This is a genomic window from Bacillus atrophaeus (assembly GCF_001584335.1).
In the GTDB taxonomy this organism is placed as follows: domain Bacteria; phylum Bacillota; class Bacilli; order Bacillales; family Bacillaceae; genus Bacillus; species Bacillus atrophaeus.
In genome coordinates, this window is sequence record NZ_LSBB01000002.1 from 73,910 (window position 1) to 90,054 (window position 16,145).

Here is a 16,145-nt window from a genome sequence, read left to right on the forward strand (position 1 = left end):
TTATTCTTCTTTTGATGCAGCCGTTTGTTCACGCACCTGTTTCTGCTTGTTCATAAAGTGAATAATAAACGTCACCACAAATGCGGCAATAATGATACCGAAGAAATAAACGTGCGGCATTTCATAATGGAACGCACTTGCACCCATTTTCAACGCGATGATACCGATTAAGACGAAAGCTGTATTTTCAAGCTCAGGTATCTTATCAATTAACACAAGGAACAATTTTGCGACTGTACGCATCATTAAGATTCCGAGCATACCGCCGATCAGCAGCACCCAAACTTTTTCTGACACCGCAAACGCGGCCAAAATACTGTCAACTGAAAACGCCAAATCCATGAGTTCTACAGAAAGAACGGTAGCCCAGAAGATTCCGAATGTACGGACCATCCATGTATTTTTCTTCATACCGTCTGTTTCGTCTTCTTTTTCCCCGATTACGAAATGCTGAATGACGAGCCAAGCCAGGTATAGCGCGCCAAGTAATTTAATCCACCAGAATTTGATGAGAAGCATACCGAGACCGATGAAAATAAAACGGAAAATATAAGCCCCGAACAGGCCGTACGTTAATGCTTTCTTGCGCTGTTTTTCCGGAAGATGTTTAACCATGACAGCAAGCACTAACGCGTTATCCGCAGACAGAAGACCTTCCAAAAGAACCAAAGAGCCGATCAGCCCCCATGAAACAGGGTCAGTCAGAACTTCCCCCCACATTTCCCAATCGAAAAATGAAGCGTAAGTTGACATTATATGATGTAAGAATTCCAAGTTTTTTCCTCCTATTTATTAAAAAAACGGCGGCAGTTTCTATAGGCCGCTCGCTTAAACCTGTAAACCGTAGTTCCGGCAAAGAGAAGCCAATCCGCCGGAAAAGCCGCTGCCGATCGCGTTAAATTTCCACTCGCTTCCGTGTCTGTAAAGCTCACAAACAACGACAGCTGTTTCAATGGAGAAATCTTCTCCTAAATCAAAACGAAGCAGCTCATTTTGTGTATTTTCATCCACCACACGGACAAACGCGTTGGAAACTTGTCCAAAGTTTTGGCTGCGTGCATCCGCATCATGAATGGTTACTGTAATGCCGATTTTCTCAATATTGGCAGGGATTTTAGAGAAATCAACGATCAGCTGCTCATCGTCTCCGTCTCCCTCGCCTGTGCGGTTGTCACCCGTATGGATGACGCCCCCGCTCGGATGCTCAAGATTGTTGTAGAAGACAAAATCAAGATCATTCACACAGTTATCATTGGCATCAACCAGGAAGGCTGAAGCGTCCAAATCAAAGTCTTCTCCGCCTGAATACTTGTTCGTATCCCAGCCTAAACCGACCACTGCTTTTGTAAGCCCCGGATTTGTCTTTGTTAAATCAACACGCTGTCCTTTTGATAATTGAATGGCCATGTTGCATGTCTCCTTTCTGCTTCTGTAATTTTGGTATCAGTTATCCGATTTGCAGACCGTAATCCGTTGCGATGCGGGCAAGGCCGCCTTGATAGCCTGAACCGATAGCCGAGAATTTCCACTCGCCGTTATGTCTGTATAGCTCTCCTGCGATAATCGCCGTTTCAATCGAGAAGTCCTCCGCAAGATCGTAGCGGATCAGCTCTTCATTTGTCTCTTCATTTACGATACGGACAAAGGCGTTAGAAACTTGTCCGAAGTTTTGGCTGCGCGCTTCTGCTTCATGAATGGTGATGACAAATGAAATTTTCTCAACATTGGCAGGAACGGCGTTAAGGTTCACCTTCACGCTCTCATCATCGCCTTCGCCCTGTCCTGTCAGGTTATCTCCTGAATGAACGACAGAACCCGCTCCGCCTTCAAGCTGGTTATAGAAAATAAAATCGCTTTGAGACGCGCATTTACCCGCCGCATCTAAAAGAAAGACGCTTGAATCCAAATCGAAGTCATGCCCGCCGTCATATTTATTGGTATCCCAGCCTAAGCCGACAACGACTTTTGAAAGGCCCGGATTTGTTTTTGTTAAATCTACTTTTTGTCCTTTTGCCAGTGAAATTGCCATGATTCTTTCACTCTCCTTTTAAAAATTATGCGTACCGTCTGATCAATTCTTCTAATCTAGTATCGTTTGTGCCTTCGCCGACAGCCGCGAATTTCCACTCGCTGCCCTGACGGTAAATTTCGGCCGCAATCAGGCTTGTTTTCCCTGAATAGTTTTCTTTTAAGTTGTATTTGACCAGTTCTTCATTTTTTGATTGATCAACAACACGGATAAACGCATTTTGGATCATGCCGAAATCTTGTTTTCTTCTGACACAATCATAAATATTTACAACGAATACCAGCTTATTAATGTGAGAAGGCACTTTTGTCAAATCGACGAGAATTTGCTCGTCATCGCCTTCGCCGTCACCCGTCAGGTTATCACCCGTGTGCTTCACACTGCCGCAGCTGCTTTTTAAATGTCCGAAGTAAATTAAGTTTTTCTTCTCTGTAAACTTATCATTGTCCAGCATCAGAACGGAAGCGTCACAATCAATATTCGCTCCGCCGCCTCCGAACAGCTTGCCGAGAAACCCGCCGCCGGCTGATACAGGGTCCCAGCCGAGTCCGATCAATAATTTGGAAAGCCCCGCTTTACCTTTTGTTAAATCAATCCGCTGACCTTTTTCTAAAGAAATTGCCACATGATTCACTCCTAATCATCAAAATGTGAATATAGTCACATCTTTTTTCACCTGTAAATTCGACAAATGCTAAGATGGAAATGTCGTAAATTATTTATATATACGTTTTTTATTATATCAAAGTTTCATAAAAGTTAAGAATAATTGACGAAAATCCTCGAAAAAAATCTCCCATAATTGAGCGTTATTTGCAAATCATAAGGTTCATGAATTAAAAAAACCTGTCAAACAAAGCATTTGACTCCAGAGAGCTATTTTTCCTATTCTTGTGTCAGATCCTAACATAGAAAGGAAGCGGCCTATTGATTGAATTGAGTATTCTTGATCAGGCTCCTGTTTCCAAAGGGGACAGCCCTGTTACGACCCTTCAGCATTCAGTTGAACTTGCAAAGCTTAGTGAACTGTGGGGCTATAAACGATACTGGTTCGCAGAGCATCACAGCACGAAAGGATTGGCAAGCACGGCACCGGAAATTATGATCGCTCATATTGCCGCACATACCACGACAATCCGTGTCGGTTCCGGCGGCGTTCTTCTGCCGCAGTACAGTCCCTATAAAGTGGCCGAAACATTCCGCCAGCTTGAAGCGCTCTATCCGAACCGGATCGACCTCGGAGTCGGACGTTCGCCGGGCGGTACGACAAAAACACGGCTCGCATTAACAGATGGCGTCAAAAAAAGTTTGACTGATTTCAATCGGCAGCTTCAAGACTTGTCCTATTTCCTGACAGATTCGCTGCCTGCAGGCCATGATTACGCAGGCATCAAAACAGCGCCCCTTATTGATACGGTCCCTGAACTCTGGGTACTCGGACTTGGAGAAAACAGCGCAAGACGCGCAGGCCAGCTCGGTATCGGGTATGTTTTCGGCCATTTTATCAATCCTGAACGCGGTGAGAATGCGTTTCGCGTGTACCGGGACAGCTTTAAGGCTTCTGCCCACTTTTCATCTCCGGCCGCGCTATGCACCATTTTTGTGGTGTGCTCTCGAACAGATGAAGAGGCGGAGGAGCTTGCCTTGAGCCAAGACTTGTGGCTTCTCCGTGTCGGAAAAGGCTTGGACAGCCGCGTGCCGAGCATTGAGGAAGCCCGATCATACACCTATACCGCTTCCGATAAAAAACAAATAGCAGAAAACCGCAAGCGTATGGTTATCGGTTCTCCAAGCTCAGTCAAGCAGCAGCTGACGGAGCTTGCCGGCCGCTATGACACAGAGGAACTGATGGTCCTTTGCAACATATATGACTTTGAAGCTAAAAAACAATCCTACGAGCGGCTTGCAGCATTATTTTTATAAAAAAACGCCGTTAAGAGCAGATCAGCAGTTTTTCGCATATCTCAAAAAACTGCTGACAAGCCTTAACGGCGATGTTTTTTCCGTTCTGTTTCCTTCTTGATGAAATTCCATATTGCCTGAAGCAAAAATCCGATGATCAATAGGGCGATCAGAAGCAGCGTGATGGACGGACCCGGCGGTGTCCCCAGCTGATAGGAGGACGTGAGGCCCATGAACACACTAAATAAAGAAATCAAGATTGCCGCTGTAAAGACCATTTTAAAGCCCTTTGCAAGTCTGATCGCAAAAGCGGCCGGCAATACGAGCAGAGCTGATACAAGCAACACGCCGATAATCGGGATAATGACTGAAATCGCAAGACCCGTTACAATGCTAAATGACATGGACAGCATATTTGTATTGATCCCTGACGTTTTTGCCGTCGCTTCATCAAACGTAAGCAAATAGAGCGGTCTGTTTAAGATAATGAAGTAAAGTAAAATCAGCAGTGTGACTCCGCCGATAATATAGACCTGCTGCTGGTTCACCGTTACGAGCGAACCAAACAAATATTGGTCTATGCTCATCGTCGTGCCGCCTTTTGACAGGCTGATTAGGAACATCGCAAACGATAATCCCGCAGCCATCAAAATAGCGATGGACACCTCTGAATAGGTGCGGTAAGCACGCCGCATGTATTCAATTCCGACCGCGCCCGCCGTGACGACGATGATGCTGGCCGCGGTGATATTGGTGTTCAGGAAAAAGCCGATGGCAACCCCTGACAGTGAAATATGCGAAAGCGTGTCCGCCATTAACGCCTGTCTTCTAAGTACAAGATAAACGCCTAATATCGGCGCAATAATTCCGATCATGCTTCCGGCTAAAAAAGCTCGTCGCATGAATTCCAAGTCAAACATTTCCATCCGCCTTTTTCCCCCCTTTCCAAACGTATCACTTTGTCTAAGTACTGCTGAACTTCATTTTGCTCATGCGTCACCATTACAACCGTCCGATTGTGGTTTTTCACTTGGTGGTGCATAAACTCGTAAAAACCTTGTCTGCTTTCATAATCGACCGCAGTTGTCGGCTCGTCCAGCATCAGCAGATCAGGGTTACTCGCCAGCACTCTGGCAATACAGATTTTCTGCTTCTGCCCGCCTGATAAATCACCGATTTTACGATGGCGCAGGTCCCACATTTCAACCATTTTCAGGGCTTTTTCCACTTCTTCATGATCTTCTTCATTCAGCCGCTTGAACCATTTCCCTTTTGTATATCGGCCGGACTGCACCAGTTCAAGCACGGTGCTTGGAAATCCCGCATTAAATGAAGAGATTTGCTGAGGCACGTAGCCGACGGTTAGGCGCTTGCCCGCTTCATTCTTTTTACTGAGGGTTACAGTTCCTTCCCACGGCTTCAGCATGCCGAGCATGACTTTGATGAGCGTTGATTTCGCCGCTCCGTTCGGTCCGGTGATTCCGACAAACTCACCGCTTTCGATCTCCAGCGAAACCTTATCGAGTACGGGGGTATGTGAATAACCGAACACGATATCTTTCAATGAGACGAGATTCATGTATGCTCTTCCTTTCTCACAAAGAAATAGTGTGCACCCTGCGGCGCACACTATCTTTATTTATCCAATAGTGAATCTTTAAGGGCATCCAGGTTTTTCTCCATGATTTCGATGTAACCTGTGCCTTTATCCTGTTCTTCTTTACTTAAACCTTCCAGTGTATTGAGCACTTCTGTTTTCGCGCCAATTTCACCGGCAAGAGTATCGGCAACTTTAGATGATGCGACTTCTTCAAAATAAATGATTTTCACGTTGTGTTTTTTTGCAAACGTTTTGAGTTTAGCTAAATTGGCCGCACTTGGCTCTTGATCAGGTGAAAGACCGGAGATCGGAACTTGTGTCAGACCGTATTCTTTTGCCAAATAGCTGAAAGCCGAATGCTGTGTGATAAATTCTTTCTTCGATGCTTTTTTTACTGTTGTACGATATAGTTTATCAAGATCTTTCAGTTTTGCAATATATTCTTTACTATTTTTCTCATAATATTCTTTGTTATCCGGGTCCTGTTTTACAATTTGTGCAGTGATATTTTCAACTTCTTTTTGTGCAAGAACCGGGCTGAGCCATACATGAGGGTCCATTTCATGGCTGTGCTCGTGTTCCTCTTCATCCCCGTGCTCATGCTCTTCTTCCTCTTCATGAGAACCTTCCATCAGATCAATGCCTTTGCTGGCATTAACGAATGTGGCGTGGTCTTTGTCCATGCTTTTCTCAGCAGACGGCACCCATGTTTCCATGTACTTGCTGTTGTAGACAAACAGATCAGCGTTTTGAATATTGGCAATGTCCTTCGGCGTCGGCTCCCAATCATGAGGCTCAACAGAAGACGGTATTAAAAGATCCACATCGCCTTTGTCTTTTACGACTTGTTTCGTAAATTCATACATTGGATAGAAAGTAGTGACAACTTGCAATTTGCCGTTTTTCTTATCAGATGACCCCGATGATCCTTTAGATGATGAATTGCCGCATGCCGCGACTAACAAAAAGCATGCTGCGATCATAAACAGGCCGCTCCATTTCTTACGCATAGTAATCCCCTCTTTTTTTAAAATGACTTTATGATTCTTTAAATCAAAATGATAACGATTTTGCAAATAAACTGAGGTATTCGTTTTGCATCCTTTATAATAATAAAACGAAGTAATTACGTTTTGCAAGGATAATTTATAAATTTATTCGTTTAAAAAACAGACGGTACAGACCGCCTGCTTGTTTGATGGCGGCTGACTCCAAAGCCAGCCGGTATTATGAAACATATGTGGGCCTGCGGGCATATGCCCGCATCCGGTCTGGCAAAAACCAGAGGCTGTTTGCCCGTAACAGGACTGCGGCGAAAAGGATGAAGATCTGACTCAATCCCTTTTTAACAGATACACCCTGCTTTCAAACGGTTTTAATTCTATGGATGGAAGAGCTTCTCTGCCGCCATCATAGTTGCTGAGAAGGAGCTGTGCCATTTCCCGTTCCAGCTCGTCCGGCCATTGGAATATGGCTTCTTTGTCAGAGAAATTGTTAATGACCAACAGCTGCCGGGTGTCTGTCTGCCTGATATATACAAACAGCTGCGGATCTTCCGGCAGAAGCAAGTCATAGCTGCCTTTCATAAGGTCCGCGTACTGTTTTCGCAAGCTGATCAGCTTTTTGTAATAGGATAGGATGGAATCGGGATCAGCCAGTGCTTCGGCGGCATTGATGGATGTATAGTTAGGATTCACTTTCAGCCACGGTGTGCCGTCCGTAAAGCCCGCATGCTTCCCGTCATTCCACTGCATCGGCGTCCGGGCGTGGTCGCGGCTTTTTGCCAAAATGGATGTCATCACCTCTTTTGGATCATAGCCTTTTTCATACACGCGTTTATGATACATATTGACCGTTTGAATATCTTTATAGTCTTCAATCCGGGTAAACGGCGCATTCGTCATCCCGAGCTCTTCTCCCTGATAAATATACGGCGTTCCTTTCATCAAATAGAGCACGGAGGCAAGCATCTTCGCGGATTCTTTGCGGTATTTTCCCTCATCGCCAAACCGGGAGACAATTCGCGGCTGGTCATGGTTGCACCAAAACAGCGTGTTCCAGCCCTTGTTCTCAAGTTTCTTTTGCCATTTTGTTAAGACAGATTTCAAATCAGAAAGCTCAAGGGGCTTGAGATCCCAATGTTCCTTGCCCGGCTGCTGGTCAAGCTCCATATGCTGAAAATGAAAGATCATATTCAATTCATGCTCATCAGTTCCCGTGTATGTTAAACCTTCCTCGGGTGTCACGGTTCCTGCCTCTCCGACAGACATTACATCATATTGAGAAAATACCTCTTCGGTCATTTCTGTCAGGTAATCGTGAATCCGCCTGCCGTTTGGCTGAAAGGGCTTCGATTCAGCCTTGCCCTGGACGTAATCCTCGTATGACGGAAGATATTCTTTTTTAGATATGAGGTGAAGCTGATCAATTCGCAGGCCGTCCACCCCTTTATCAAGCCAGAATCTCATCATTTCATACACAGCCTGACGTACGTCTTCGTTTTCCCAGTTCAAATCCGCCTGTTTCACTGCGTTCATATGCAGATAATACTCACCCGTGTGCTCCTCGTACTGCCAGACTGACTGTCCATAATCAGACTGCCAATCTGTCGGCGGCCCATGTTTTGTGCCCGGGCGCCAAAAATAGAAGCTGCGGTATTTGCTCGTTTTGTCTAGTTCCGCCTCTTTAAACCACGCGTGCTCAGTAGACGTATGATTTAACACAAAATCCATCACAAGCTTTAAGCCCCGCTTATGTACCTCTTCCAGAAGCTCATGAAAATCTTCCATTGTCCCATACGATTCCATCACCGTTTTATGGTCCGTGACATCATATCCGTAATCCACGTTCGGAGAAGGATAGATCGGGCAAATCCAAATGACATCAGCACCTAGCTGTTTGATATAATCGAGCCGGGAAATAATCCCCTGCAAATCTCCGATTCCGTCACCGTTACTATCTTGAAAGCTTCTCGGATACACTTGATAAACGACAGAGTCCTTCCACCAATCCTTCTTCATGTCAGCATCCCCCTGTTTTTTTATTGTTTATTTCCTTATTTTGAAAGAAATCAAACAAAAAAGAGAAGGCTTCCCTTCTCTTTCTCTCTGTTCTTCTATTCCAGCTGAGACGGATACAGCGTCATGCCGCCGTCTACAAAGAGTGTGGTTCCGGTCACGTAGCTTGCCTCCTCTGATACGAGCCATGCTGCCGCGGCGGCGACTTCTTCGGGTTTGCCGAATGTTTTCATCGGAATTTTTTTCAGCTGTACTTGTTTATGTTCTTCCTCTTGAAGATCATCGTTTGATTCCGTTGCGATTGTTCCCGGTGCCAGAGCATTGACTCGAATGCCCTTGTCAGCATAGTTCAGCGCTAACGTTTCTGTCATGAGCTTCATGCCGCCTTTGGACGTGGAATATTGTACATTCAGCGGACGCGGAATTTGCTGATGGACGCTGGAGATGTTTAATACATTTCCTTTGATGTTGTGCTTCATCATGTGCTTCAGCGCCGCCTTTGCCCCCATAAAGGTTCCTGTTACATTCACATCAATCACCTTTTGCCAATCTTCCAGACTCATTTCGTGCGGCATTGCTTCAGCGCCGTTAAAACCTGAATTATTCACCATCACATCGAGTGTGCCAAACTGTTGTAAGGCCGTATCCATCAAAGCCTCAATTCCCGTTTCCGAGGACACATCAGCCTCAACCGCTACAGCTTGGCCGCCGTTTTGCTTGATCGTTTCGATTGTTTCCTCCGCTCCGCTCGGGTCGCTGTGATAATTCACAACAACGTTCATTTTTTCCTTTCCGAAGCGTTCGGCAATGGCTTTTCCTATTCCTTTTGACGATCCTGTCACGATCGCTGTTTTTCCTTGTAAATCTTCATACATGTTTTTCTGCCCCCTTAGACTCTGTTTCGATTACTGACAAAATACCCGTTTTGCCGTCTAAGAAAACAGGACAAAAAAAGAGCGCGGAAAAACCGGGGTTTCTCCGCACTCTTTATACATTGTAACAGTCACTGCTCTGCAAGCGTTTTTTAATATTTGCAAGCTTGCGGTAAAAATAAGCCGCTGACTGATAATTTTCCTTTTTATTGAAGTAATCAGCTGCATCAAGCACTAATTCCTCAGTATCTGCTAAAAGCTGTTTCGATTCCAGTTTATCAAAAAGTGCATCAAGCACTGCCTGATCACCTTTTTCGAGATAAAGCTCATTCAGAAGACGGAATTTCGTCTCGTAAATGTCATCGCTCCACTCTGAAGCGCTTTTCATACCGCGGTGATAGGACTCTTTTGCTTTACTGTATTTTTCTTCTTTAAAATAGATATGGGTCAGCGAAAAAATGGCTTGAATGACCTGCTGAAAGTTGTGCTCCTCAAAAATGGCGGCCGCTTTTTCAAAATAGCCCGCCGCCTTGGCAAAGTTACCCAAGCTGTACATACAATGCCCTAAATTATAATGGGCCGCCGCTATCATATAATCTTCCTCAAGCAGCTGTGCGTGGTGCAACGCGCTTCGAAGGTGTTCCAGCGCCTTCTCGTGATGATAAACATCCGTCAAGTTCCCCGCGATGACAAATTCGCATTGCACTCTTCTCGTTCCATATAACTCATATTTCGTATAAATATCAAGCGCCTGACTCGCATAACTCATCGAAAAATACGTTTGCTTCATATGATAATAAACCTCGGCGACTTTAAACAGGAATTCAGCTTTTTCAATATCATCTTCAACGTACTCCAGCTTTTCCTCCGCCTGCTTATAATGAGAGATCGCCGAAATGAAATTCTTTTGCTTAAATTCATACATTCCGCGGAAATAATAGAAATAATATTCCAATAATCCCGTCAGTTTTTGCTGATTCATTTCAATGTCGTTCAGCATTTCAGAGAATGGAGGCTGGCTGCCGCTGTCTTTTACAGGCTTCAGTTTGTCCAGCATAATCCGGTGCCGGAATTCCATCAAAGAAAAATATAATAGTAAGTCCTGATTTTCTTCCATGTCTTCTAATTCGCGCTCGATCTCTCGCTTTAATTGATCTGATTCGTCTGCTTTAAACGCGCGAATGAGCTTGTACCATTCGTTTAGTTTTACTGCAACTTCTTCGGATGGAATCTTTGATTTCATCATCTGCCCCCTTCCTCCTGCTACTATTTATGTTATATTTTATCATAGCTATGATTTTTTAGAGAGTGCGAATTACCTGAAACAGAATGTTCAGCACATCCTTAGAAAGAGTGACCCAGCATGAAATTGTCCGCAAGAATACTGATGATTTTATTCATTCTATTAGCGCTGCATCTAAGTTCGACGTATGTACAGCATGATTGGCTGCCAAAGCAGGCATTAAAGGACAGGCCGATCCCGGAAGGCCTGCATCCGATCGTCAAACAAAACACGGAAATTCTAAAGGCGGCGGCTGAGAAAAAAGGCATCTCCATTGTGATCACGGAAGGATTCAGGTCGATCGAGGAGCAAAACGAATTGTATAAACAAGGACGGTCCAAAAAGGGGAATATTGTTACTTATGCAAAAGGCGGCGAATCCTATCATAACTATGGGCTTGCCATTGATTTTGCCCTTCAGCAAAAAAACGGCAGTCTCTTATGGGATATAGAATATGACGGCAACCAAAACGGAACGTCAGATTGGCTGGAAGTTGTGGCCATTGCCAAAAAACTCGGATTTGAATGGGGCGGCGACTGGAAGCGTTTCAAGGACTACCCTCATCTGCAAATGATTCCTGATTAACCAGGCGGAACTAGAGCCGTTTCTTTCGCCTTTTGTGTGCGTCAATATATGATGGGTACACCGGGGTATATACGAGCTTATAATCATACTCACTGTGAGGGGAAAAATCGGGCTGCCACTCCAGCTTCAAATCGAATGCGGACAAAAATGCTGCTCTGGCTTCTTCAGCAGGCACGTCCGGCCGATGCTTGATTTTTTCCAATACTTCCGGGTCAATGTCCGGTGCCATATACGCGTCAACGTGTCCAGTCTCCCGATTGACGATGATGCGGGCCGCTCCAAAACGTAAAGGGACATCTTTATACCAAACCGAAAAATGGTTTCGAATCCTGCCTTTCTCGTCTGTTCTGGATGGGTTGACTCTGAAAAACTCCCTTGCTCGCGGAAAAAGCGCATACAAAAATTGGAGCGCTATTGTCTCGCATTCTTCCTTCGAATACTTGATGTCGCCCTGTTGTTTTACAAATGAAATAAAGGCAGTTATATTCCCTGTTTTTTTATCCGTTTTCATTTTCATCGTGTTTTGGTTGCGGCTTTCAAAGTAGCTTCCAATGCTTAAATCCTTCCGCTCCGGTGCTTCTCCTTTGCGCCATGTGGTACCGTATACGTCCCCAAAGTCCCGTTCACCGACTTTTTTCATGTCATTGGTAAAACCCATCATCTGATAGATATCAGGTTCTTGCCCGCTTTTCTCCAAAAGAGGCAAGGGCGCTCCTTGTTCCGTCCTTTCATCGGAGAGATTCTGGTCCGGGACAATTGCACTTACATCGGCTGGATAGCTGTAGCCGGGCATAATCGGTTCATATACAAGACGAGGCGCCTTTTCATTATCGATGACATCATACACCAGCTTGAAAGACAGCGTATTTACATAATGAGAAATGACCTTCTCTTTCTCCACAAACTCTTCGGGAATGTCGGCTCTTCCTTTTCCTCCGTAGTATAAAAAGTTGACGACGCGTCCGCTGCGGCTGATATCAATGAGAAAGCCTGAATTGGGGAGAGGCAGCTCCAGCACTTTTTTTATATAAATAAAACGGACATGATGTTTCCGTTCTTCCTTTGCTTGAAAATGAAAATACATAAAAGTATCCGGATGATGGCCGGCGGCAAATTGAAGAGCCGTCAGCTTCAGCTCAGCGTCCGAAAGCCTCTTATCCGGCATGGGAGAGGCGGTAGTTGAGTATCTGAGCAAAGAACCGTCCATCCCCAGCTCGACCGTAATTTTCTTTCCTGTATGTTCGGGGTCTCTCCAAATAAAATAGGCTTTAGCCTTCTTTTTTTGCCTTTCGTCATAATCTTCTATTTCAAGTTCGTAATGGGGCGGCACATCTCCGATCTCCATCGCCTTCTTTTTCAGCTGTTCTTTTACCAATGAAGTCATCCTTTCACAAAAGAGTTTACGGCAAAGAGAACCGAATTTTATTATATAAAAAGACCTTTCTTCTTTACAGTGAAGAAAGGTCCCTTTCTCTTGTTAAATTTTTTGCCATGCGAAGAAATGAGATATGGTTTACTGCCTGTCCTTCTCTTTCCTGTGACAATCTTCACATAATCCGTAAAACTCCAGACGGTGATGCATGACTTTAAACCCTGTCATTTGCGCGGCAAATACCTCAACCTCATCCAAGTAAGGATAATGAAAATCAACGATCTTTCCGCACGTTTCACATATGACGTGATAATGCTCGTCTTCGGCTAAATCAAAACGGACAAGCTCTCCAAAGCCCATCTCCCTTATCAGGCCTTCTTTTTTGAAATAGCGGAGTGTATTATACACGGTTGCTGTACTGACTGCCGGAAATTCAGCCTTCAGTGATTGATAGATGTCATCCGCGGTCGGGTGATGTCTTTTTACCGATAAATCGTGATAGATTGCGAGTCTCTGGGGCGTAATCCGTATTCCTTTCGCTTTTAATTGCTCTAAAGCTTCCTGTTTCAGCTCAGACATCTTCTAACACCTCTTTTTTACATCAACTGCTCTTTGCCCGATTTGATGTGATACGTTCATCGCAGGCATCAAGTCAGGGTTTTTCAGATGAGACTTCTTATAACCTTTCCGTTATGAGCTTCAATAAAGCTCGGAAAAACCGGCTGATACACAAGCTGGTAGCTCATGCTGGCATCATCGCCGTATTGCTTATCCCAAGCCAGCTTCACCTTGAGTGCGTCGAGAAAAATGGATCTGGCCTTTTCTATTGAAACCGAGGGAACGGAGTCTATGGATTGTAATGTTTCAGGGTCAATATCCGGCGCCATATATGTAGTGACTTGACCCGTTGTACGGTTCACGCAGATCCTTGTATAACCGAACCTCAGCGGGACACCGTTGCAGACTGCTTCAAATGTAAACCCGACTATCGTTTCCGCATCCTCCGTTTCATCATATTTTAATTGAAAAAATCGGTCAGCATTGGGAAATAGGGTGAACAGAAACCGGAGTGCCCTTTTCTCACATTCCGCACGGGACAAATGGAACGGCCCTTTTTTGTCCATAAAAGACATGACTCCGGCCAGTTTTCCGGTTTCTTTGTGACGGATCATTTTCATTACCTTTTCCGTCCCCCCTTCAAACCAGCTTTTCATGCTTTTGTCTTTTGGCTCCGGAGCGGGGCCCTCGCGCCAAACTTCGCCGATCGTTCCGTCCCCCATATCTGCTTCCCGTACTTTTGTTAAACCATCATGCCAACCGATCATGCTATTGATATCAGCTTTTTCCGTAACACCCTCGAAAAGGGGCAGCGGAAAGCTTTCTGATTCAGTTTCTCCGTCCTCACATTCCGTTGGACATTCTGATAAATCAGCGGGTAACGGACTCAAATAAGACTCGTATACCAAATGAGGATTATCATCTCCAGACTCATATACCGAGCTATGAAGAACGGTAAACATGAGTTTGAAATCAATATTCTTCACATAATGGGCCAGAGCCGTTTGTTCATCCGCAATGTGTTCCGGCTTGACAAGAGCCTCCGCGTGCCCGCAGTAGCGGAAATTGACTATCTCCCCCGCCAAGGATACATCCGCGTACCATCCAGTCATGGGAATCGGAAGTCCGTCCGCCATCTGAATATAGGAAAATCTTACTTTTCCATCTTCTTCCTCAGCTTGTTCTTGCAGCACAAATTGCGACGAAGCTCCAGGATAATGGGTTTCTGTAAAATGAAGCATTCTTTCAAACAAAAGCTCATCAGACAGCGTATCCTCTTCTGGATCGGCGACATAGCGGCCAAGCGCTTCAAGCTGACCATCCATGCCAAGTTCAACGAAGACAGCTTCGTCTTCATCATCAGGATTACCCCACCAAAAATAAGCCCTTTTTTCTTCAGCGTCTTCTCCATAATCTTCAATGTTCAGCTGGAAATGTTTCGGTACATTTCCGATCTGCCGGGCTCTTTCTTTTAACTCCTCGTTCTCCAAACGATCACTTCCTTTCATTCATCATTTGCCAAGTCATGAAATACGATCCATTTCAAAATAATCTAAAAGTTCTAGTCTAATACTCACACGATTTCCAGAATTGGCAGTACATCCAGAACATTTTTCGCCAAAAATAGTAGGATGAACCTATTCAATATAAAAGCTAATAATCTTAAAATTAAACACGTTGTAACAATTTTATAGGTAATCAATCGTGATGGAGGGCTGAATTTTCCAAAACCTGCGGACAAAACCATGAGAAAAGAACTGATTTTTTGCATAAGTGCCAAAAGCCATTCAAAAAGATCCATTTCTCTAAGACAAAAGCCGCGTCCCATCCGTAAATGAATTGAGGGGGAAATCAAATGTTCAAGAAAAAAACGTATGCTGTTTTCCTTATACTGATCCTGACGCTTTTTACAGCAGCTTGTTCAGGAAGTAAAGCGAATGGGGAAAAGAAAAACTCAGATTCTGAGAAGAAATCAGATACGGCAGAAGTAAAGATTGATAGTACCGAGTACACGCTTCCGCCGCAATATGACAACTCTGCTTCAAATGATCAGCTCGTATTAAAAGTAAACGTTTCTGTTAAAAACACAGGGAAAGACATTTTATATGTCAACAGCAATGATTTCACCTTATACCAAGGGGACACAAAGTCTTCAGAGTCTACACCCGACGATTATAATGAACGCCTCCAAAGCAGTTCTTTGAATCCTGATAAAGCAATCAAAGGCAGCCTGTTCTATGTCGTAGACAAAGGCAAAAAATATGAGCTTGTCTATAATCCGCCAAGCAGCGGCAGCGATAAAAAGGAAAAATCGTTAACATTTAAAATTGATGGAAGCAGCAAGAAAATCCTCGCTACCGCCGACCAGCTTCAAAACCCGGCAAAGGCGCTGTCTGCGTATGTGGATATCCTGTTATTCGGAAAGGATAACAAAGATTTCGAAAAAATTACGGGTGATAACAAAAACAAAGTGGTAAACGAATTTAACAAAGCGGCAAAGGAAAGCTATGTTTCTGCTTCCGGTCTTTCCAGCCAATACGCAGATGATAAAACACTTGATAAAATACTCGGTGCCATTACATCAACGTTAAGCGAAAAATCTGCCGTTCAAACGAAGACAAAATCCATCACAGGAGACGAAGCGATTGTGGAAGCCACGATTAAGCCGGTTGACGCATCCTCTCTTTCCGACCGTATCAAAGACCGGGTGGAAGACTACTATAGCAAGAACTCTGGTTCAAGCTATGAAGATGCAGTCAAATACGCCCTAAACGTATATCCGGACGAATTCAAAAAGCTCGGTCCTGCGTCAACTGAAGAAACAGTAGAAGTCAAAATGAAGAAAAACGATATTGACCAATGGCAGCTTGACCAGAAGGATTACAGAGCATCGGAATTCGCATCAGCTTTCATTAAAGAATAATAAGG

At 44.5% G+C, this 16,145-nt stretch carries 16 protein-coding genes; 3 read left to right on the forward strand and 13 right to left on the reverse strand.

The genetic code is table 11. The annotated features are described in order from the left end of the window. Genes AXI57_RS05320 through AXI57_RS05335 form a run of 4 tightly spaced genes read right to left on the reverse strand, consistent with a single transcriptional unit; the run spans position 1 to position 2,654 of the window. Positions 1 to 774 (reverse strand): TerC family protein, encoded by a 774-nt coding sequence (locus AXI57_RS05320; RefSeq protein WP_003328008.1) that lies wholly within the window; start codon positions 772 to 774, stop codon positions 1 to 3. Between the two features lie 54 nt (positions 775 to 828). Further along, positions 829 to 1,407, reverse strand: a complete 579-nt coding sequence (locus AXI57_RS05325; protein ID WP_003328007.1) for a TerD family protein — start codon at positions 1,405 to 1,407, stop codon at positions 829 to 831. A 40-nt stretch (positions 1,408 to 1,447) separates the two neighbouring features. Then, positions 1,448 to 2,029 (reverse strand): TerD family protein, encoded by a 582-nt coding sequence (locus AXI57_RS05330; protein ID WP_003328006.1) that lies wholly within the window; start codon positions 2,027 to 2,029, stop codon positions 1,448 to 1,450. Positions 2,030 to 2,054: 25 nt separating this feature from the next. Beyond that, positions 2,055 to 2,654 carry a TerD family protein gene (locus AXI57_RS05335; RefSeq protein ID WP_003328005.1) on the reverse strand — a complete coding sequence of 200 codons (600 nt, stop codon included), beginning with the start codon at positions 2,652 to 2,654 and terminating at the stop codon, positions 2,055 to 2,057. Between the two features lie 302 nt (positions 2,655 to 2,956). Between AXI57_RS05335 and AXI57_RS05340 the strand changes: the two genes are divergently transcribed. After that, positions 2,957 to 3,952, forward strand: coding sequence for an LLM class flavin-dependent oxidoreductase (locus AXI57_RS05340; protein ID WP_003328004.1), 996 nt, complete (start codon positions 2,957 to 2,959; stop codon positions 3,950 to 3,952). A gap of 62 nt (positions 3,953 to 4,014) precedes the next feature. Here AXI57_RS05340 and AXI57_RS05345 read toward each other — a convergent pair whose 3' ends face one another. From AXI57_RS05345 to AXI57_RS05370, 6 genes are all read right to left on the reverse strand, one after another. Next, complete coding sequence (locus tag AXI57_RS05345) at positions 4,015 to 4,857, reverse strand: metal ABC transporter permease (RefSeq protein ID WP_003328003.1); 843 nt, start codon at positions 4,855 to 4,857, stop codon at positions 4,015 to 4,017. Next, on the reverse strand, positions 4,815 to 5,510 hold the full coding sequence (znuC, locus tag AXI57_RS05350) for a zinc ABC transporter ATP-binding protein ZnuC (RefSeq protein WP_003328002.1): 696 nt from the start codon (positions 5,508 to 5,510) through the stop codon (positions 4,815 to 4,817). Before znuC ends, AXI57_RS05345 begins: the two co-directional genes overlap by 43 nt. A 56-nt stretch (positions 5,511 to 5,566) precedes the next feature. Next, entirely contained in the window at positions 5,567 to 6,541 is a 975-nt protein-coding gene (locus tag AXI57_RS05355) for a metal ABC transporter substrate-binding protein (RefSeq protein WP_003328001.1), read from the reverse strand. Positions 6,542 to 6,865: 324 nt separating this feature from the next. Beyond that, positions 6,866 to 8,551: a glycoside hydrolase family 13 protein gene (locus tag AXI57_RS05360; RefSeq protein ID WP_061669469.1), complete on the reverse strand. Its 1,686-nt coding sequence runs from the start codon at positions 8,549 to 8,551 to the stop codon at positions 6,866 to 6,868. 95 nt (positions 8,552 to 8,646) lie between these two features. After that, on the reverse strand, positions 8,647 to 9,423 hold the full coding sequence (locus AXI57_RS05365) for an SDR family oxidoreductase (protein ID WP_061669470.1): 777 nt from the start codon (positions 9,421 to 9,423) through the stop codon (positions 8,647 to 8,649). Between the two features lie 112 nt (positions 9,424 to 9,535). Next, entirely contained in the window at positions 9,536 to 10,663 is a 1,128-nt protein-coding gene (locus tag AXI57_RS05370; RefSeq protein ID WP_061669540.1) for a response regulator aspartate phosphatase, read from the reverse strand. Between the two features lie 120 nt (positions 10,664 to 10,783). On the opposite strand from AXI57_RS05370, the gene AXI57_RS05375 reads away from it, so the two are divergent. Next, positions 10,784 to 11,287: a M15 family metallopeptidase gene (locus AXI57_RS05375; RefSeq protein ID WP_003327996.1), complete on the forward strand. Its 504-nt coding sequence runs from the start codon at positions 10,784 to 10,786 to the stop codon at positions 11,285 to 11,287. Positions 11,288 to 11,297: 10 nt separating this feature from the next. Here the strand turns inward: AXI57_RS05375 and AXI57_RS05380 are convergent, their stop codons facing one another. The 3 genes from AXI57_RS05380 to AXI57_RS05390 all read right to left on the reverse strand — a co-directional run bounded on the left by AXI57_RS05380 (position 11,298) and on the right by AXI57_RS05390 (position 14,725). Next, complete coding sequence (locus tag AXI57_RS05380) at positions 11,298 to 12,662, reverse strand: YcdB/YcdC domain-containing protein (RefSeq protein WP_061669471.1); 1,365 nt, start codon at positions 12,660 to 12,662, stop codon at positions 11,298 to 11,300. A gap of 138 nt (positions 12,663 to 12,800) precedes the next feature. Continuing rightward, on the reverse strand, positions 12,801 to 13,238 hold the full coding sequence (locus AXI57_RS05385; protein WP_061669472.1) for a Fur family transcriptional regulator: 438 nt from the start codon (positions 13,236 to 13,238) through the stop codon (positions 12,801 to 12,803). A gap of 83 nt (positions 13,239 to 13,321) precedes the next feature. Then, positions 13,322 to 14,725 (reverse strand): YcdB/YcdC domain-containing protein, encoded by a 1,404-nt coding sequence (locus AXI57_RS05390; protein ID WP_061669473.1) that lies wholly within the window; start codon positions 14,723 to 14,725, stop codon positions 13,322 to 13,324. A 347-nt stretch (positions 14,726 to 15,072) separates the two neighbouring features. On the opposite strand from AXI57_RS05390, the gene AXI57_RS05395 reads away from it, so the two are divergent. Continuing rightward, on the forward strand, positions 15,073 to 16,140 hold the full coding sequence (locus AXI57_RS05395) for a DUF5105 domain-containing protein (protein ID WP_061669474.1): 1,068 nt from the start codon (positions 15,073 to 15,075) through the stop codon (positions 16,138 to 16,140). Positions 16,141 to 16,145: the final 5 nt, after the last annotated feature.

Coding starts and splice junctions, on each gene's coding strand:
- AXI57_RS05325 (WP_003328007.1), bottom strand. CDS start 1,407: ATGGCCATTCAATTATCAAAAGGACAGCGTGTTGATTTAACAAAGACA.
- AXI57_RS05330 (WP_003328006.1), bottom strand. CDS start 2,029: ATGGCAATTTCACTGGCAAAAGGACAAAAAGTAGATTTAACAAAAACA.
- AXI57_RS05345 (WP_003328003.1), bottom strand. CDS start 4,857: ATGGAAATGTTTGACTTGGAATTCATGCGACGAGCTTTTTTAGCCGGA.
- znuC (WP_003328002.1), bottom strand. CDS start 5,510: ATGAATCTCGTCTCATTGAAAGATATCGTGTTCGGTTATTCACATACC.
- AXI57_RS05355 (WP_003328001.1), bottom strand. CDS start 6,541: ATGCGTAAGAAATGGAGCGGCCTGTTTATGATCGCAGCATGCTTTTTG.
- AXI57_RS05360 (WP_061669469.1), bottom strand. CDS start 8,551: ATGAAGAAGGATTGGTGGAAGGACTCTGTCGTTTATCAAGTGTATCCG.
- AXI57_RS05365 (WP_061669470.1), bottom strand. CDS start 9,423: ATGTATGAAGATTTACAAGGAAAAACAGCGATCGTGACAGGATCGTCA.
- AXI57_RS05370 (WP_061669540.1), bottom strand. CDS start 10,663: ATGAAATCAAAGATTCCATCCGAAGAAGTTGCAGTAAAACTAAACGAA.
- AXI57_RS05375 (WP_003327996.1), top strand. CDS start 10,784: ATGAAATTGTCCGCAAGAATACTGATGATTTTATTCATTCTATTAGCG.
- AXI57_RS05385 (WP_061669472.1), bottom strand. CDS start 13,238: ATGTCTGAGCTGAAACAGGAAGCTTTAGAGCAATTAAAAGCGAAAGGA.
- AXI57_RS05390 (WP_061669473.1), bottom strand. CDS start 14,725: ATGAAAGGAAGTGATCGTTTGGAGAACGAGGAGTTAAAAGAAAGAGCC.
- AXI57_RS05395 (WP_061669474.1), top strand. CDS start 15,073: ATGTTCAAGAAAAAAACGTATGCTGTTTTCCTTATACTGATCCTGACG.